Annotated in this window: 16 protein-coding genes and 1 pseudogene; 11 read left to right on the forward strand and 6 right to left on the reverse strand. The window is 59.5% G+C overall.

Annotation, left to right across the window (positions count from 1 at the left end; genetic code table 11):
• Positions 1-13 precede the first annotated feature (13 nt).
• From BM413_RS33325 to BM413_RS29940, 5 genes are all read right to left on the reverse strand, one after another.
• The gene (locus BM413_RS33325; RefSeq protein WP_175544498.1) at positions 14-190 is read right to left on the reverse strand and encodes a hypothetical protein; all 177 of its coding nucleotides are present in this window, start codon (positions 188-190) and stop codon (positions 14-16) included.
• A 42-nt stretch (positions 191-232) separates the two neighbouring features.
• Positions 233-1,300 (reverse strand): DUF7146 domain-containing protein, encoded by a 1,068-nt coding sequence (locus BM413_RS29925; protein WP_091918513.1) that lies wholly within the window; start codon positions 1,298-1,300, stop codon positions 233-235.
• 67 nt (positions 1,301-1,367) lie between these two features.
• The gene (locus BM413_RS29930) at positions 1,368-3,473 is read right to left on the reverse strand and encodes a ParB/RepB/Spo0J family partition protein (protein WP_091918514.1); all 2,106 of its coding nucleotides are present in this window, start codon (positions 3,471-3,473) and stop codon (positions 1,368-1,370) included.
• Positions 3,474-3,636: 163 nt separating this feature from the next.
• The gene (locus BM413_RS29935; RefSeq protein WP_091918499.1) at positions 3,637-4,833 is read right to left on the reverse strand and encodes a DUF932 domain-containing protein; all 1,197 of its coding nucleotides are present in this window, start codon (positions 4,831-4,833) and stop codon (positions 3,637-3,639) included.
• 199 nt (positions 4,834-5,032) lie between these two features.
• On the reverse strand, positions 5,033-5,662 hold the full coding sequence (locus BM413_RS29940) for a hypothetical protein (protein ID WP_244538104.1): 630 nt from the start codon (positions 5,660-5,662) through the stop codon (positions 5,033-5,035).
• A gap of 338 nt (positions 5,663-6,000) precedes the next feature.
• On the opposite strand from BM413_RS29940, the gene BM413_RS33915 reads away from it, so the two are divergent.
• Both BM413_RS33915 and BM413_RS29950 read left to right on the forward strand, forming a co-directional pair.
• Positions 6,001-6,231: a MerR family transcriptional regulator gene (locus BM413_RS33915; protein ID WP_091918516.1), complete on the forward strand. Its 231-nt coding sequence runs from the start codon at positions 6,001-6,003 to the stop codon at positions 6,229-6,231.
• A gap of 475 nt (positions 6,232-6,706) precedes the next feature.
• Positions 6,707-7,714, forward strand: coding sequence for a serine hydrolase domain-containing protein (locus BM413_RS29950; protein WP_091918500.1), 1,008 nt, complete (start codon positions 6,707-6,709; stop codon positions 7,712-7,714).
• A 359-nt stretch (positions 7,715-8,073) separates the two neighbouring features.
• Here the strand turns inward: BM413_RS29950 and BM413_RS29955 are convergent.
• Positions 8,074-8,332: pseudogene (locus BM413_RS29955) on the reverse strand (calcium-binding protein); the annotation flags it as partial.
• A 269-nt stretch (positions 8,333-8,601) separates the two neighbouring features.
• On the opposite strand from BM413_RS29955, the gene BM413_RS29960 reads away from it, so the two are divergent.
• From BM413_RS29960 to BM413_RS30005, 9 genes are all read left to right on the forward strand, one after another.
• Positions 8,602-9,108, forward strand: a complete 507-nt coding sequence (locus tag BM413_RS29960) for an RNA polymerase sigma factor (RefSeq protein ID WP_091918501.1) — start codon at positions 8,602-8,604, stop codon at positions 9,106-9,108.
• 99 nt (positions 9,109-9,207) lie between these two features.
• The gene (locus BM413_RS29965) at positions 9,208-10,227 is read left to right on the forward strand and encodes a FecR family protein (protein WP_244538106.1); all 1,020 of its coding nucleotides are present in this window, start codon (positions 9,208-9,210) and stop codon (positions 10,225-10,227) included.
• Between the two features lie 249 nt (positions 10,228-10,476).
• Positions 10,477-12,963, forward strand: coding sequence for a TonB-dependent receptor (locus BM413_RS29970; RefSeq protein ID WP_175544499.1), 2,487 nt, complete (start codon positions 10,477-10,479; stop codon positions 12,961-12,963).
• Positions 12,964-13,135: 172 nt separating this feature from the next.
• On the forward strand, positions 13,136-14,158 hold the full coding sequence (locus tag BM413_RS29975; protein WP_175544500.1) for an ABC transporter substrate-binding protein: 1,023 nt from the start codon (positions 13,136-13,138) through the stop codon (positions 14,156-14,158).
• Positions 14,155-15,237, forward strand: coding sequence for a FecCD family ABC transporter permease (locus BM413_RS29980; RefSeq protein WP_091918505.1), 1,083 nt, complete (start codon positions 14,155-14,157; stop codon positions 15,235-15,237). The genes BM413_RS29975 and BM413_RS29980 overlap by 4 nt, the downstream gene beginning before the upstream one ends.
• Positions 15,237-16,052, forward strand: coding sequence for an ABC transporter ATP-binding protein (locus BM413_RS29985; RefSeq protein ID WP_091918506.1), 816 nt, complete (start codon positions 15,237-15,239; stop codon positions 16,050-16,052). Before BM413_RS29980 ends, BM413_RS29985 begins: the two co-directional genes overlap by 1 nt.
• Positions 16,042-17,178 carry a siderophore-interacting protein gene (locus BM413_RS29990; protein ID WP_091918507.1) on the forward strand — a complete coding sequence of 379 codons (1,137 nt, stop codon included), beginning with the start codon at positions 16,042-16,044 and terminating at the stop codon, positions 17,176-17,178. Before BM413_RS29985 ends, BM413_RS29990 begins: the two co-directional genes overlap by 11 nt.
• Positions 17,179-17,762: 584 nt before the next feature.
• Positions 17,763-18,104 carry an ArsR/SmtB family transcription factor gene (locus BM413_RS30000; protein WP_175544501.1) on the forward strand — a complete coding sequence of 114 codons (342 nt, stop codon included), beginning with the start codon at positions 17,763-17,765 and terminating at the stop codon, positions 18,102-18,104.
• Positions 18,101-18,801: SRPBCC domain-containing protein (locus tag BM413_RS30005; RefSeq protein WP_091918509.1), on the forward strand; the 701-nt coding region annotated here is incomplete at its 3' end. The genes BM413_RS30000 and BM413_RS30005, both read left to right, overlap by 4 nt.

The following is an 18,801-nucleotide window of genomic DNA, read 5'->3' on the forward strand; positions in this document are numbered from 1 at the left end:
GAAAGGCCGAGCGTCAGCGAAGGATGGCGAAGGCCGGCGATTTTGGTTCGCGATGGAAAGTGGCCGGCACTTCCTCGGCGGCCACGCCGGAAAATCGTCGGACGCAGCCATTGCCTGTCCGGTCGGCTTGCCGGTCGATTGCCCTCTCGAAGGCGCGATAGATGCGGCCCCAGTCCAAGGTGGAGTGCATCCAGGGATGCCAACGACCAGACCCAAACCCTCGCCCTCAGAGCTACGCGGACGGCTCCAAAAAACGGGCAACGTCATGAGGCACGAGTTGGACACGAATATTTGCCCGAAACGCATCGATGCCAAGGATGCGTAGGTCCTCGTTGAAATCCCCAAGCGTTGGCGACAGCACGATCGCGTCGATACCGGCAGCATCGGCCCGCTCGATCAAAGAGTCGGATACAGAGTTGCCAGCCGGATCATTGTCGCGAGCAATATATAATCTGCGCAACGACGGTGGAAACAGAATGGCAGCAAGGTGTGCAGCCGAGAGTGCGGCAAGCATCGGCATGTTCGGAAGGATTTGCTGCAGAGACAGCACTGTCTCGATGCCTTCACCGGCTGCGATGACGTCTTCAGCTATTCCGAAGCGCACGGCATGACCGAGCAAGTCACCCATCGCCCGCCGTGGCGTGTCGATCGGCGCCTTGCCGAGCTGGATAGGATCAAAGTCGTCGGGATTGAACAGGGACGGTGCAAGATAAGTACGGTGCACACCTGTGATCTTACCGCCTAGGTCGGTGACGGCAGCAACCATGGCCGGCCAGGTTTGAGTGCGATCAAGCGCGCTTGGCCGATAGTAGCAACGTCGATGGAATCGTAAACAGCCGGCTCCGTGCCCAATGGTGATGCCACGCCCACGAAGATAGGTTTCGGCAAGCGTGCCCGCGATTGGCTGTGACATGGCGAAGAGCCGCCGCGCCGCATCGCTTGAACCAGATGACACGGACGCGACGGCATATTCGTGCTTTGGCCGGTCGGGTGCCAAATGCGTCAGGCTGAGAAAGGTTCGAGCCTCCTCAACGACATCGGCGAAGTCTACCAGACCGCAGCTCTCGCGAATGACGTCAAGCAGATCGCCATGCTCGCCTGTAGCAGCGTCCGTCCATTTGCCGGCCGCGCCTTTGGCGGTATCCTTCAATCGAACGAACATCGAGCGGCCAAGCGTGTTTCGAACGTCACCCACCAGCCAGTAATTGCCCTGACGACGACCATTCGAAAGATAGATGCAGCACACTGTCTCGGCTCGATCAGCGAGACAGCGCGCTAGATCATGCGACCGTAGCATCATGATAACCTCCTTCATACAAAAAGGCCCGCCGTCGCCGGCGAGCCAGTTTCACAAGTCATTCGAGGGGTTATTCGGCCGCGATCGTATGAGGAGTGCCGTCGGCAACCTCATTCTGTGCCGACAGTTCCTCATTCGCCATGACCGTTTCGCCGTCCTTTTCCGCCGATTTCTCCTCGTCCTTGGTTGGGCCAACGCTCTCCGGCATCGGCAGTGCGTCAGGCTCGCCACTTGACGTGCGCAGTTGCTCCGGCAGCCAGCCTGTATCGGCAAGCAGCATTTCTGCTTCAGCAGCCATGTCGCCTTTCCTGAGATGCGCGATCCGGTCAGCCGCGCCCTGCCCTTTTGCCTCGGAGACAGCCTGCAGGATGCGGGCCTTGGTGACGCGGCCAAGGAAAGTGTCCACCGTTGCCCGCCAGCCTGCCGTCACCATGTCGAGGCCAATGGCCTGTGCCAGTCGATCGGCGTGCGCGAGCGCCCGCGGTCGCCGATTCCAGGCCTCATGCACCGCGTTGATCGACAGGCTGACGACATGGGCGAAGAGACCCATGCGGCTGTCGCCATCCCAGCTTGCCAGGGCGTCCCACAAATCGGTCGACTCCCTGGGCAGCGCGTTGGCCCAGCTCTCATGACGGGCACGGATCGCCTCGGCCGAGCTGCTATCGTTCAGCCCCGGCGCCTGGCTGCCGAAGCCTATGCTCTTCAGATCCAGTTCAAGGCAGCTGTCCGAGCCATACTGATAGAAGACCTTGAGGGTCAGGGCATGCAGCGCCGCTAGGAAGGCGACATCCGGCTGATCGCCAAGAGCCTGGCGCAGAGCGAGCGTCCGATGGGCCGTCAGTTCCGTCATCAGGCGATCCGAGATTGGGGACAGGCCGTCTTCTTCTTCACGCTCGGACGGCTGCGCATCGGATTCGACTACAGCTGAATCGCCGCCATCATCGCCGGTAGCGGCAGCATCAACATCGTCCGCCTCGTCGAGCTCGGGCTCCACCGGCCGTTCGTCTTCGGGGCGGATATAGCCACGTTCCACCCGCAGGTTGCCATCATGAGCGATGCTGACAAAAGCGCCGGCGCGTGCAACCTCGGCAGTGTCGAAAGCAAGGGGCCGTTCGTCGAAGCTCTCCAGTGCTGTGTCCAACTCGCCGAAACGTTCATCAACCTCGTCGGAAAGTTCATCAACGTCCGTATTCTCCTCAGACAGGCGATCGTATTCAGCCTGAAGGGCGTCGCGGCTGGCTTGCTCCTCGGCGGTGAGCGGTACACGTTCACCGCGAAGCTGGCGAAGGCCGAAGACATGACCGTAGGCAAAGTCCGGAGAGATCTCGGTCCACTTCCAGCCCTCAGCACGGACTGCTTCCGCTTCGCGTTCGAGCTTCTCCGCAACCAGACGATCGACTAGCGCTACATTCTGCAGCCAGCCGCCATCATCGCCCTGGAACAGGTCACGCATGATATCACCGCCGACCTCGACATAATCATCAATGCCGATGAACTGCACTCGTTTGTCAGACGCCCGCACGGAACCTTCGGTGAGCATGCGGCGGATGGCATAGGGCTGCTTGTCGTAGGAGGACTTCAGCTGTTCGAACACCTGTTCCTGGCGCTCATGGTCACCGGCGACGGTGAAGGCCATCAGTTGGTCAAGCGTCATGCCGTCCTCGGCATAGATATCGAGCAGCTTTGGCGAGACCGATGCGAGCTTCAGCCGCTGCTTGACCACGTTGACCGAGACGAAGAAGGCTGCGGCAATCTCCTCCTCGGACTGGCCCTTTTCGCGCAAGGCCAGAAATGCCCGAAATTGATCGAGTGGGTGGAGCGGCGCACGCTGGACGTTCTCGGCCAGCGAGTCCTCCTCAGCGATACCGCCTTCGCGAATGACGCAAGGAACGGGCGCGGCCTTGGCCAGGCGCTTCTGCTTCACGAGCAGTTGCAACGCCCGGTAACGCCGGCCACCGGCCGGAATCTCGAACATGCCGGTCTCAATACCGGCCTCGTCAGTGACTGGCCGCACGTTGAGGCCTTGCAGGAGCCCTCGCCGGGCAATGTCCTCGGCCAGTTCCTCGATCGAGACGCCAGCCTTGATGCGCCGGACATTCGACTGGCTGAGCACGAGTTTGTTGAAGGGAATGTCGCGTGAGGACGACAGGGTGATCTTCTTGGCAGTGGTCATCAGGATATTCTCCGCGACGGGCAGCCGAGAGCCCATCTCTCGACCTTCCAACCCGTCACGAAAGCAAGCGCCGCCCTCTTCCTCTGGAGGGCGACGCAGCGAAACCGATAATCAGGAATGGCAGGGAGCGGACGACACGGAAATCCGAATCCGCGGTTTCCGGAGTTCAGGCTGCACGCTCGAGCATCTTCTTTGCCTTCGCCTCCAGATCGATACGGGCGTCCTGATGCGGCTTGTGGCGCGCGACAGCGGTTATGCCCTGGACAAAATCGAACACACTCTCGGGCTTGCGGCCTTCTTCGGCGAGCACAGTTTCGATGATCTTCGTCGTCTCTGCCCTTGAGAAGCCGCGGTTGCGCAAGAAGTCGGCGCGGTCGTCGTCATTGCGCGCGACGACCCGCTCGCGCGCCGCGTTGATCCCGTTGACGAAGGGCACGGGCGAGGAATTGGCAAAGCGGGTCAGCGCAGGTGCTGCCTCATGCGCGAAGCGCGAGGCTGCATATTTGGAATGACGGATGGTGATTTCCTGAAAATCTTCCACCCCCCAGAGATTGCGGTTCTGGCAGACGGCGCGAAGGTAGAAGCTCGCCATGCCCAGCGTTTTGGCGCCCACCTCCGAATTCCAGCAGTAGAAGCCCCGGAAATAGAGGTCCGGCTCGCCATTCGGCAGCCGACCGGCTTCAATCGGATTGAGATCGTCCACCAGGAAGAGGAACACATCGCGGTCGGATGCGTATAGGGTCGTCGTATCCTTCGTGATGTCGACGCGTGGATTGTAAATGCCTGTCGTCCAGTCGAGCACGCCTGGAACCTTCCAGCGCGTATCGCCAATGCCATCGCCGGCTATTTTCTGTACGGCAGCGACAAGTTCATGGTCGTAAATACGGCCGTAGTCGGGTCCGGTAACGGCGCGCAATTCGACGCGCCCGTTCTCGATCTCCAACGTCTTCACCTGCTCGGTGCGATGCGATGTGAGGCCGTATTGCAGGTTGATGCCGGCAAGCGATGCCGGGAGCTGACGGAGGTAGGCCGCTGGTGCGCCAACCAGGCTCGCCAACTGACCGAAGCTCCAATGCGTTGGCGCGACAGGCGCGTCTGAACCCGGCAAGATGAGCGCCAGACGCTCGGCATTGTCACGGCTCGCCTCAACCTGGATCGCGGCACTGGCCACCGTTCGCGTCTGGCTACGTTCGGTTCGTCCGTGTACGGCGCTGAACAACTCCGAGAGCGACAGATAACGCTCATCCGCCGGTCGGGAAAACCACTCCGAGGATACGCGTCCGACGCGCTCACCACGATTCACATCCACCTTGTAGCCGCCCGAACGGCCGCGATCGGCGTCCAATATCTCAACATGGGTCATGGGTTGTCTCCATGACGGGCGTCGGGAGCCTCTCTCCCAACCCTCAACCCGTCACGGAAACCCAAATCCAAACTCTAGCTCTGTGCCGAAAGGGGAGATGGCGCGCAAGCGCGAGTAATCTCTTCCCACCATCCGCCAACCTGAAGAGCGCAAGCAATAAGGATCTAAGTGAAGGCGGCGCCTTTTGGCGTAGCGTGTTCTACGACCCCTTTCTAACTCTTTCCGAATTGGTGAGCGCCTCCCCGAGCCGGCCAACCGACTGCTTCATGGCCTTCTCGGCGGACTCTACCAGTGCTTTTGCCCCACCCTCGCAAAAGCCGCCAGCGTCTCCCTGTGCGTTACCATTTCCAGAAACTGTTGATCCGAGAAGGCGGCCGCTGCGCCCATCCACCGTGATCGAGGCGACAAGCTCCACCTCCGTTTCCATTCCCGCAGCCCAGAAACCAGGGACAACGCGCAATCTGCCGCTGATCTCTTCTCCACGCACAATGATCATTCCGCGAGCACCACGCGCGGCAAGGTCTGCACGGTCGACGGGCTGAGCAACGACTTCGGTTTCACTGACCAGTGTCTCAAAGGTCTTCCTGACAGATCCCGTAAACCCGGCGGTCAGATCAAGCGGATAGGTATGAGCAGCGCAATTCATGTCCGAAGGCTTGATAGCCTTCTTCAGGGCGGAAGCGTCGACATATAACAGGTATTTTCCCGGCAGTTTGTCGCCGTATGATGAGTAGACGTTGTAAGCGCCCACGGACATTGGCTCGGCTTTGTATTGGCAAGCCGCTGTGATCGAGGCCAGCGCCGCGACCATGATAATTCTCGATTTCATGCATTTCCCCTCAAGCCCATAAGAAAGAAGCAAACGGGAAGGGAAAAGTCTAGTCAGGTCACAAGACACGCATCGGTTTCGCCTGTCATATTAAAGCGGGCGGAACTTGTTCCTTGCCGCAGGCGCCTCGCGCGATCCTCGTCAGGTTTTGATCAGCATCCGATTTCTATCCAACCCTATCCGTTGTTGCTACTTCCTTCCTCATTGCCTTTCATTTCTCGTCCACACACCTCACTCATACACGTGCGACTGCGTGATCAACAGTTCGGGATTGTTCTCCAACTACTCGCAGCCAGCGGATTGCAACAAAATGTACGACGAGCATATGGAGCCCGATGATGGATGGCAGGAAATTTCTCACACCAGAAGAAGTCACTGAGCGATACCGCGACACGATTTCAGTTGGCACACTCCGGAATTGGCGATCCATGAGAATCGGTCCCGCCTTCGTGAAGGTGGGGAAGTCCGTTCTCTATCCCGCCAACGAACTAGAGGTGTGGGATCAAAAGAATGTCGTGACGTGCGGTGCGGCAAAACGACTCGGAATGAGAAAGGGGGATCAACGATGATAACGCGGGGGTCGGCAAAACCTCTGATCCCCAAAACCTACCCCAACAAATTCATTCTGTCGAATTTCTCTTTATTTTTCAAATAGTTAATTAGATGCGTCGGGTAGTTCATAACGAACCCGCTCGATACCCGTCGGGCATGCAGGATCACGCCGTGTCACGCTCAAATCAAATTCGCTTTAAAAATGTGTGACTTGAGCATCTCTGTCGCGGGCCAAACTGGGCGCGCGACAGGTTGATAGAAAGCAAAATTAGCCCGTTGTCCTATGAGGTCGTGCGCCCTTCCCTGCCCCACAAAGCAACACCGATTTCACGCCCTGCCTGTGATCGGGACGACTGAAAAGGGGCCGACTGCGGACTGTCCGCTCTCGTGTCGCAATCCGGTGAAGCTGCCATTTCCCACCACCTTTATCAATGCTCGCCGGAAAACCGCCGTCTTTCGATTCTCCACCTCTTTGTAAGAGAGGGAGACGCTATGCTCATTGGACGGTTCATATTTCTGTTGGTCATCGGATTCCTTGCTGTCGAAGGCGTCAGCGCCCAAGCGTGGGAGGACATAGATCCCACGACAGTGGGTTGGTCCGCAAAGAGGTTAGAGGCAGCCGAGCAACGGTCGAGAAGTCTCAAGCCGACAGCGCTGATGATCGTCCAGGATGGACGGGCCATCGCTCGTTGGGGCGATACATCCCATAAGGTGAACGTTGCATCTGTTCGCAAGAGCCTCCTGAGCGCGCTGTACGGCATCGCGGTCGCCGAGAGACGGATCAAACTGTCGACCAGCCTTGCCGACCTTGGCATCGATGACAATCCGCCCCGTCTCACGGAGGAAGAGAAGACGGCCACAGTCCGAGACCTGTTGATGGCGCGCTCCGGTATCTACCACCCTGCCGCTCACGAGACGGCTGACATCAAGCGCAAGCGGCCCCTGCGCGGAAGTCACCCACCCGGATCGTTCTGGTTCTACAACAACTGGGACTTCAACGCCTTGGGGACGATCTACCGGCAGCAGACCGGCGAGGACATCTTTCAGAGCTTCGAGGCCCGGATTGCGGCGCCCGTCGGCATGGAAGACTTCTCGGCCAAGGACGGCCGCTACGCCCTAGAGACGCTGTCCGAACACCCCGCCTACCCGTTCCGGCTCAGCGCCCGCGATGCCGCCCGTTTTGGACAATTGTTCCTGAATGGTGGGGTCTGGGGCAACACACAGGTCATTCCAGCTTCATGGATCAGGGAGTCGACCACAGCCTATTCCTGGGCGAAGCGGATACGGCAGGGCTATGGATACATGTGGTGGACGCTTCCCGAGGAAACATGGGGCCGGAACGCTTTCTATGCTTCCGGTTACGGTGGGCAGATCATTGCCGTTGTGCCTTCTAAACGGCTCGTCGTGGTCCAGACCGTCGATCTGAACCAGAACCCCGAGGGGATCCGCACGAGCGCATTCATCGATCTTCTGAAAGAAATCGCCCTCGCTTCACCGTGAAGCGCTTGGTTGCGGCACATCTAGTCGGGCGCCGCTATCGGCTTTGTACAGCTTCGGGGGCCGGAAGGTGACGGTCTGCTTTCGATCTGAATTTGTCGGCAAGCTGCCCTTCGGCTGCCGACCACAGCGAGCCGTTCACCGCTCAACCAGCAGCGTGGCGCATGACGGTCAATTGTGAGGGCTGATCGTTAACCGTCATGCCTGATGGGTTTTTGATCTGCCACTAGGTGCGACCATGATTTGACAAACGCTTGAGTAGAAAGTGCCTTATAGCAATCATTGCGCTGCCGGCACCGGGCAGCTTAGATCGCCTTCCTGGCAGTTCAAATAGGCCTTGAGCTGTTCGATTCTGTTGGCGGTCACAGTAGGGCCAGGTTCTTGTCAAGCGTGGCGAAGAGGACACGACCGCCGGACGCGCTGCCATTGGCATCGTAGAACAGCTTGCCGGTATCGGTCTCATAGATGATGCGGTCGCTGCTGTCCTGCGCCAGGCCAGTCGTGTTCTTGACGAATTGCGCCGCCGTCAGCGTGCCGGTGCCGGAGATGACGGTGAATATTCTCCAGCCGGATCGTATCGTCGGCGACGTTGAAGTCGGTGATCGTGCCGACATTGGGCGACCCCAGTCCCATCGCCTCACAGGGAAGCCTTGTAATGTCAGTGATGAATGAGACGGGTCGCCTCAGTCGATTTGCTGTAATGTGTGTCGGGATCGCCGCATTCGCCTAGATTTCACGTCGAACAGCGACGCAATTAGTTGAGCGGTGTACTCAACTTACGATATGGTGCGTAGAGATGGCCGAGCGCACGCTAGAAGGCGCGTGAATTCGTACGCGGCTCCTTTGTGCAGATTATAACTAAACTAAACAGGAAGGCCCGACGAGTAGGAGTGGCGAGCAAAACTTTAAAGGGGCTGTTTCTCGCTCACCGTCGAGAACTACACGCCTACCTCACCGAGAAGCTCAAGGATTCCGAGACCGCCGCGGATCTCACGCAGGAGGCATTCCTTCGCTTTGCCGAACAGAAGGCTGGCGGCGACACCGCCATCTTGAATGGTCGCTCCTACCTCTACCGCACGGCTCATAACCTCGCGATTGATCATGTACGGCTGCGAACGCGCCAAAGGACGGACGCCGCTTCGCATGACAACATGGCAGCCATACCCGACGATCGGCCCACACAGGAGGATGAGACCGATAGCCGGCAGAAGCTCGACCGGCTGCGGTCAGCGGTGGCGGAGCTGCCTGAGCGAACTCGCCAGATATTTGTACTCAACCGGATTGAAGGTCTGAGTTATGCTGAAACCGCTGATCGCCTCGGGGTGTCGGAAAGCTCAGTGCAGAAACATCTCGCCAAGGCGCTGCTTCACGTCACGCGGCGGTTTCGGCCACAATAGCCAAAAAAGAATCGCCGGGACGTTACCGGATTGGGGCGCGCTGTTCGTCCTATTCTGGAATACGTCTAGGTTGGCGGTGCAAGCAACATGGACCGAAGCGTGGGAAAACGGGACGATTACGAACAAATCGAAGCCGAAGCCGCAGAATGGGTGATCCGCCTAGGGGGTGCATCCGTTAGCGAAAGGGATCGGCGGGAATTCGACGTCTGGCGTTCGAAGAGCCCCAAACATATCCAGGCGTTCGATTTCGCTCTGAAAACGTGGGGAGAACTTGCCAGCTTGCGAAGCGAACCAAGCGCTCTCACAGACGATCTCGAATGGGCGACCCTGCAACGGTCTATTGGCGTGCCTAGTGCGCCTTCGCGTAGCTTCGGTCTCCAACGCCTGTGGCATTTGGCGGCGCTTTCGATCTGTCTCCTTGCGGCAATTGGATTTGGTGGTTTCTGGTACGGAAATCCTGTTACTATGCTGATGGCCGATTACCGAGCGGCACTGGGCGAGACCAGGACGGTTACGCTGCCAGATGGAAGCTCGGTCGACCTTTCGTCAGGAAGTGCGATCGCGCTTCATTTTGACAAGAAGGAGCGGCGCATCGAGCTGCTCCAAGGCGAGGCGTATTTCACAGCTGCACCGATGGTTGGCGATGAAACCCGTCCGTTTGTTGTGCAAGGAGACATCGGCACAGCAACCGCACTTGGCACGCAGTTTCTTGTAGATCGCCATTCGGACGCTGTGGAAGTCGTGGTCGCAGAGCACGAAGTCAGAGTCGCGCTCGCAGGCTCTCATAGCCAAGCCGCGAGCGTTGTTCTGTCTCCCGGCCAATCGGTTCGGTATTCGTCCGCGAAAGGGATGGGCAAGGTCAGCGAACGGAATGTCGAGTTGGCCTCCGCCTGGAGACGCGGACGCCTCGTTTTCGATCAGATGCCGCTTGGCGATGTGGTCGCCGAGTTGAACCGTTATAGGCGTGGGCGGATCGTCATCTCCAATAGCGCCCTGGCAAGCCGGAAGGTAAGCGGCGTGTTTGAGACGAACGACCTTGATGACGCGCTAAATACGATTTCAACCGAGCTTCGCTTACGAGTGGTCGCCATTCCACCGCTTGTGACGGTGCTCTATTAGCTGGCCAGCCGAAGCCATAACCGGAAATTTCTTGCATCCAGACTTCAGCTATTTCAGTCGCTTACGCACACACAAAAAAACCGAAAAAATCTTTACCGAAATACATGACCAGATTCGTCATATTTGCGAACTGGCCGAGGACATCTCTCTGCCGGGCAGATCAACTCGACGGAGAAGGGCTGAGTTATGGGGGTAAAGTCGGAGCGTGGCCGCGATTGCATGAGCGCGCGGCGGTGGCATGTCTGTACGGTGAGCGTAATTGCGCTGGCGGTTGGGCTCAGCGTTGCTTCAGCACCATCTTATGCCCAACAAAGTGCGTCAGGATTGGCCTCACAATCCGCCATCGCGTTCAACATCCCCTCGCAAAGCCTAAACAGCGCAATTCTGGCATATGCTGATCGTGCGGGCATTCAGATATTCTATGATGTGCAGCGTGTGAGCGGGCTGCGTAGCGCGCCCGTTCGAGGTAGCTACACGCGCCAGCAGGCATTGGCGCAACTGCTTGCCGGAACGGGCATCACATACAAGTTTTCCGGCAATACTGTCTCGCTGACCAGTCCCACTAGCGCTGGCGCCGCGGGCACTGTCGCAGCCGATGGCTCGATCGTACTCGAAACGATAACCGTTCAAGGCGCGAATCCGAATTCAACGATGGGCAATCTACCAGAACCCTACGCTGGCGGCCAGGTCGCCCGCGGCGGTCAGGTCGGCATGCTCGGCAATCGCGACGTGATAGACACGCCGTTCAGCCAGACAAGCTACACGAACAAGACCATCCAAGACCAGCAGTCGCGAACTCTCAACGACATCATGGCCAATGAACCGTCTGTAATCATAGGGACCAAAGGCGGCGGAAGGAACGATTGGTGGACCTTTCGAGGATTTCCGGTTCAGACATATTTGGGGAGCAATAGCCTGAACGGGCTGCCCGGCATGGCGCCCCTAAATTATCCATCTACCGATTTCATCGAACGCGTCGAGGTGCTGCGCGGACCAAACGCGCTCCTGAAGGGCACGGCCATGAACGGGCAAGGTGCCCTAGGAGGTACGGTCGATCTGGTCACCAAAAGGGCCGGCGACGAGCCCCTGACCCAACTGACCACACGATACATGTCGGACTCGCAGATCGGCGCCCATGTCGATCTTAGTCGACGCTTTGGCGACAACAAGGAATTCGGCATCCGTTTCAACGGCTCCCTCGACGGAGGGGATACGCCGGTAGATACCCAGGAGTCGAGGTTCCGCAACGCAGCACTCAATCTCGACTATCGTGGCGAGCGCGTCCGGGTGTCAGCCGATTTCGCACATCAATCGTCAAGCCTCAGTGCGGCCGGCAGCACTCTGACGATCAATGGCGTATCGGGCGTCCTTGCATCGCTGTCCAAGGTACCGGATGCACCGAGCAACAAGATCGCCTTTTCACCTTCCTGGGCAGAAGGGTCGCATAAAGTCACGCTGGGCATGCTTCAAGGAGAGGTCGATATTCTGGACAATGTGACGGCTTATGCCGCCATTGGTAAGCAACGGTATGAAGGCGCATCTACCGACGATGATCTGCTACTGCTCGATAATGCTGGCTCGGTTGGCATCCGACCCTCCAGATTTCGTGACAGTGTCGACGTCTTATCCATGCAGGGCGGGGTCAGGGCCACGTTTGATACCGGCCCTGTCGGTCACGCGCTCAGCTTCGACATGTCACGGATCGATTGGAAGTACGGCTCTACTCCACTGAGCCGAGCTGGCGCTGGGGCCGGCGACATTATTCCCGTTGGCTCTCTCTATAATCCGGTTTTCCCCACGACTCCCGTGTTCCCCCCATACCAAGATATCCTGCCGGCCATTGAGAACAAGGCTTCCAGCATCGCCATCGCAGACACGCTATCGTTCCTGAACGATCGCGTCCAGTTCATTGCCGGCGTGCGCTACAATGAAATAGAAGCTCACAGTTTCCAATATTCATCGACCAATATCCAGTCGACGTCGTATAAATCGTCAGCATGGTCGCCGTCTTTCGCCTTGATCGTCAAGCCATGGGAGAATGTGTCACTCTACGCTAACTATATTCAGGCGCTGGAGGTGGGTTCGAGTGTAGGCAGAAATTATGCCAATGCCGGCGAAGTATTTCCTCCTTATACAAGCGAGCAGTATGAGGCCGGCGTCAAGGTGGATTGGGGCTCGGTCACGACCACCCTGGCGGTGTTCCAGATCGCCCAGCCGCAAACAATGTCCATTGACGACCCCGCAGGGGGGCTACCGACGCTGACACTGGACGGTGAGCAAAGAAACCGCGGTCTCGAGTTGGCAGCCTATGGCGAGCTGGTGGACGACGTGAGGATACTTGGCGGTGTCACCTTCATGGACGCGCGCCAGACCAAAAACGACAACGACCGCAACGGCTGGAGAGCCGCTAACACGCCGAATTTCCGGGCGGTGATCGGCGCCGAATGGGATACGCCGTTTATCGACGGACTGACGCTGACCGGGCGTCTGACCCATACCGGCGATGTAGTGGCTCTTAACCGCAGGCGCGACCTGATCATCCCGTCGTGGACACAGATCGACCTCGGCGCGCGTTACACCTTCAACTCGGCCTGGAACGAGAAGCCTGTCACGATAAACTTCAATGTAGATAACGTATTCGACGCAAAGTATTGGAAGGCCTCGCATCCCACGGCGGGCAACCTTATGAGGAGCGATGCTCGCACGTTCCGCCTCTCAACCACCTTCAACTTCTGATGGGAGAGGCAGCAGTCTAGCCATGCGAAACTTAACATTTCGAGCTTCACCAACAATAGGGAGGACTCTGAAAGCTAAAACCTTCCATGCCTTGGCGTACTTATTCTGCCTGCGGCTCGCTCTGTCGCTCTGCGCGCTCCTTGCGAGCGTTCATATTGCATCTACAGAGATAGTGCTGACCGATATCGAGGCCCGCGAGCTGACGATCGCGGCCCCGGCAAGGCGCATCCTTCTGGCGACGCCGTCCTGGTATCCGGCACTCGCTATCCTAGACAATGAGGTTGCAAAGCGGGTTATCGGCATCGGCAGAAATCCCGGCGACACCTTGCCCGAAGCGGAGCGGGACCTGTCCGGCAAGCCGCGTGTGGGAAGCACATGGTCACAGACTTTTTCGATCGAGAAGGCGCTCGAACTGAAGCCGGATATCGTCATTGGCGGACGGCCATCTCGTGTCCAGTCTCAGGCCCTTGAGAGCGCCTTCGCCAAGGCGGGCATTCCCGTCGTTTATGTCGACTTCGACTCCCATCCCGTCAGGGACACCGATCGAAGCTTCGAGATTCTCGGGCGGGTTCTCGGCGCAGAGGACAAGGCGGCCGAGTTTGTCGACTTTTATCGTCGGCATGTACGGACGATAACCGATCGGCTGACAACACCCGGACTTGCTCGGCCGACGTTGCTGATGATGTCGCGCGGCCCCAGCGTGCCATGCTGCCTGGCATCGCCGGATAATGGCGTGACGGCCTATTTCGGCGGGCTGGGTGTGGAGAACCTCGCCGGGGTCACGAATGGCGCCCCCGTTCAGTTCAGCCTCGAATCTATTATCGAGCGTGATCCGGATATCTTCGTGGCCATCGACCTCTTTTCCGACTCCCGTTCGATGTTCGGCCAGCCGCGCAGTCTGGCGCAGGGCACGGCCTCGCTCGAAACGCTGAAGCAGGAGCCGGGTCTTCGCGAACTTGCGGCGATGCGCAACGGCCGCGTCCATGTGCTTGACTCGTATCTCATGAGGTCACCTCTAAACTTCGTGACCTTCGAGGCGCTTGCGAAGTGGATTCACCCCGAGCTTTTCGCTGATCTCGACCCACAGGCGACGCTTGACGAGATCAACCGGCGTTTCCTGAAGACGCCGTTGAAGGGTCCGTTTTGGACAAGCCTCGACCCGGCCACCGATCGATCGTTCGGTGAACGACGGTGACGGAGGATATCGTCAATCCGAGCGGTCCGGCTCCGGATCGCCGCGAGGCCGTGCTTGTTGCTTATGACCGGCAGACCTTGCGGCGGGTGGCCATCGTCGCCGGGCTCGTTGCTATCCTTATCGCATCCTTCCTTGTCGACCTCGCCACGGGTCCGTCGAGCCTCGGCGTCGCGGATACCCTGCGCACGATCCTGTGGCCGGAGGAGGCCAGCCGCAGCACGCTGGTGATCGTCTGGGACGTGAGGATGCCCGCAGCGGTCATGGCCGTGCTGGTCGGCGTGGCTTTGTCGCTCGCCGGGGCTGAAATGCAGACCATCCTCAACAATCCGCTCGCCAGTCCCTTCACGCTCGGCGTGTCGTCCGCCGCCTCGCTGGGGGCGGCGCTCGCCATCGTGCTCGGTATCGGCATTCCCGGCGTGCCGGAAAGCTGGCTGATTACCGGCAACGCGTTCATCTTCGCCTTCGCTTCCGTGCTGCTTTTGCAAAGCCTGACGGGAATGCACGGCGCTGGCGTCGACAGTCTCGTCATGTTCGGCATCGCGCTGGTCTTCACCTTCAACGCGCTGGTGGCGCTGATCCAGTTCGTCGCCGCGCCCGACGCGCTCCAGCAGCTCGTCTTCTGGGGCATGGGCAGCCTTACGCGCGCCAACTGGGAATCCATCGCCATCCTCGGACTCATCATGGTCCTGACCGTGCCGTTCTCGTTTCGTGCATCGTGGAAGCTGACCGCGCTGCGCCTTGGTGAGGATCGCGCTCGCTCCTTCGGCGTGAACGTGACGCGGCTGCGCTTCTTCTCGCTGTTCCGGATCAGCTTGCTCGCCGCGACCTCTGTCGCCTTTGTCGGCACCATCGGCTTCATCGGCCTGGTCGGTCCGCATATCGCGCGGCTTCTGATCGGCGAGGATCACCGCTTTTTCCTGCCAGCGAGCGCATTGACGGGGGCGGCCGTCATGTCGCTCGCCGACATCGCCAGCAAAAGCATTGCTCCGGGCGTCATCGTCCCGATCGGCATCGTCACCTCGCTTGTGGGCTTGCCGGTGTTCTTCGCGCTGATCTTCCGTCGCCGGGAGCGACTGTGATGGACAGCATCCGCGCGCTCACCATCTCCGATCTCTCGGCAGGCTATAGCAACCGGCCGGTTCTTCGCGGCATGCACCTCGCGCCACTCGAACCCGGCAAGGTAACGGCCTTGGTCGGCCCGAACGCCGCTGGCAAGTCGACGCTGCTGCGCGCACTTGCCGGCCTTATACCCGCCAAGGGCTCGGTTCGGTTAGGTGATCTCGATCTCAACGCACTGTCCCTTGCTAAACGGGCGCAGCACGTCGCCTTCATGCCGCAAACACTGCCGCAAAATGCCGAGCTGTCCGTTCTGGAAGGGGTGATCGGAGCGTTGAAGGCGTCTCCACTTGCGGATTTCGACGGCAGCGGTCCGGAGACAAGGCACCGCGCCGTCGACGCGCTGGACCGGCTCGGCATCCTCGATCTGGCGATGGAAGGCATCGGGCGACTGTCAGGCGGTCAGCGCCAGCTAGCCAGTCTGGCGCAGGCGATCGTTCGCGCGCCGGACTTGCTGCTGCTCGATGAGCCGACGAGCGCGCTCGACCTGCGCCACCAGCTCGACGTCATGACAATCGTGCGCGAACTGGCCCGCGAAGGGCGGATTGTCGTCGTGGTGCTGCACGACCTGACGCTCGCGGCGAGCTGGGCCGACCACCTCGTCGTGCTCGACCGCGGCACAGTGGTCGCCGAAGGGCCGCCTGAAGAGGCGCTTTCCCCATCCATCCTTTCCGGCGTCTACGGCGTAGAGGCCCGCGTCGAGCGCTGCTCTCGCGGCCGCCTCCACATCATGGTTGACGGTCCGGCAGCTTCCTCGGAGATACGACATGCAAGCTGACTCCCTACAAGCCACCTGTCTCCTGCAAGCCACCTGTCTCCTGCAAGCTCAGGCCGAAGTTCCGGTTACCAATCCCGAGCATCTTATCGAGCGGGTATTCGATCATTTCGCGGGACACGACGCCGAGATCACGCCGATCGAGCGCGGCTCCTCGGCCGCCTTCTTCTTCGGGCAGGTTTTCATGCAAGCTCGCCCTAACGGCATCGTCATGGGAGTCAAAGCGGAGGATGAGATTGCACTCTCGCGTATGAAGGGGATGGCGGCAAGTCACCTGATCGAGTTCGTTGAAGGCGAACGACCGCGTTTCGCATGGACCGGCGACGGGGCCGGCATTACGCAGTTTCCGAACTTTCGGGAGATGACGGTCGAGCGTATCGTCGATGTCACACCGCACCTGCGGCGCATCACGTTGTCGGGCTCCGACCTCGGACGCTACGCGACCCATGGACAACATCTCAAGCTGCTGATGCCACCAGAGGGCATTTCAAAGCCCGAATGGCCGGTGCCTGGAGAGGACGGTCTGCCCATCTGGCCGTCCGATGACAAACGGCCTCAGGTCCGTACCTACACGGTGCGCAGCCTCGATCTTGTTTCAGGCACTTTCGACGTGGATTTCGTGCTGCATGGCGACCACAGTGTCGGCTCGCGCTGGGCGCTGAATACACGGCGAGGCGATGTCGTTGGAGTCCGAGGGCCGATCGGGCGGCCCGTACCGGAGGCGGAATGGTTTCTGCTTGTCGGCGATGAAACGGCGCTGCCGGGCATAGCGCGCGCCCTTGAAGGGCTGCCCGCGAACGCCCAGGGCATCGCCTTTATTGAAGTCGCTGACAAGAGCGAGGAACAGCCGATCCACTATGGTGCTGGCGTCGAGCTGCGCTGGCTGCACCGCAACGGCGCCGAACCCGGCACAACCTCGCTACTAGTCGATGCCGTGCGTAGCGTCGAGATACCTGCGGCTGGCACCCGCGTCCACGCAATGGCAGGTGTCGAATACAGCGCCTTCAAGGCGATCCGCCGCTACTGGCGGGACGAATTGAAGCTCGACAAGAAGAATGTGCTGCCTGTCGCCTACTGGCGCAGCGGAGTCGCCGAGGGCGAGAAAGTCCCCGACGATAATGATGATTGATCGCTATAGCTGATCTTCTGAAGCCTTCGTTACCTAGGTGTCCGCACATCATATGCCGCCCCTACAGCACGAAATCCTCGAGATGGACGCCGTCGATCCACAGCGAGGCGCAAGCATCGGCGAAATGCATCCTCGCGATCCCCTTCCCCAATCGGCAAAGGGCAATGCGACTCGTCGAGTCGTGCCAGCGAGGGTGCCGGCGCCCGAACTCGGTCGCGAAGTAACCGAAGCAGATTTGTCGGTGGCGTTTCAAGGTGTTGTGTGTTTCAGACGGTGAGTCAGAAACGTTAAGGCAGCAAACCATGAACATGGATAGGGTAACGGGTTGTTTTCCAAGTCGTCACAAAGTCGGCTTCGGGGCCGACAGCTGAAAGTCGGCTTTCAGCACGCTGCAGGCGATAGTTGCCTGCCGCTGGTGGCCAAAGGTCGGCGGATCGAAAAGTCCTGCTTAGCCCTACCTCGGCAAAAGTCTGGTTTTCCGCTGCTGCACGACGACAAGCGAACGCATCGTCGCGAACGGAATACTTAGCGAACTAGCGAAGTTTTCTGTTGCGCCGAGCAGCGTCGAAGTGATAGTTAGCAATATGGCTAAGCATGATCCTGGTCTCTCGCTGTTGTTCCACGCTCTGGCAGACCCAACCCGACGGTCGATCCTCACCCAACTTGCCGAGCGGCCTGCCCGGGTAACGGATCTGGCTGGCCCGACGGGTCTGCGTCTACCCACGGTGATGCGGCACCTTTCCGTGCTGGAGGAGGCAGGATTGATCGCAACGTCCAAGGACGGTCGGGTACGTACCTGCGCCATCGTGCTCGAAGCCATGGAACCGGTCCGAACATGGATCGATGAACAGCGGACCATCTGGGAAGCGCGGCTCGACCGTCTGGAGGCATTTGTGATGGATGTGATGAAGGAACGCGGAAAATGACAACGAACCCGAAGCCGAGCAGTACGACCACTACGCCGTCTCATGACAGGAGTGACCGTTTTGCGACGCTGACCTTCACGCGAAACGTGGCCGCGCCGTTGTCAGTGCTGTGGCAGGCTTGGACGGCCCCGGCCGCGCGGGCGGTCTGGGCTGCCCCGTCCCCGTCGGTCACTGTGGAGTTCTTGGAGGCCGATACTAGGGTCGGCGGACGCGAGGTCTCGCTCTGCAAGGTGTTGGGCCAACCCGACATTCGCTGCGAGTGCGGTTGGCTGGAGTTGCAGCCCGCAGTGCGTAGCGTGAACTACGAGGTGATTTCTTCCGAAGGCGCGACGCAATCGGCGGCATTGATAACTGCCGACTTCGACGATCTGGGCGAACGCAGCAGATTGGCGGTGACGGTCCAGCTTTCCTCGCTAGCCGAGGACATGGAGGCGGGCTACCGACATGGCTTCGGAGCAGGGTTAGATAACCTCGCCGGCGCGGCCGAGCGGACCATGGTACTGCAGCGGGTGATAAGGGCACCGCGGGCTGTAGTCTGGAACACGTGGATGAATCCTGAGACTCTACCGCAATGGTGGGGACCCGACGGGTTTTCCTGTCGTACGAAGAGGATCGACCTGCGGACGGGCGGCGAATGGGTCTTCGACATGATAGGCCCAGATGGCACGGTCTTTCCGAACCATCATCTCTATGGCGA

It is taken from the genome of Mesorhizobium sp. YR577 (genome assembly GCF_900116595.1).
Lineage (GTDB): Bacteria > Pseudomonadota > Alphaproteobacteria > Rhizobiales > Rhizobiaceae > Mesorhizobium_M.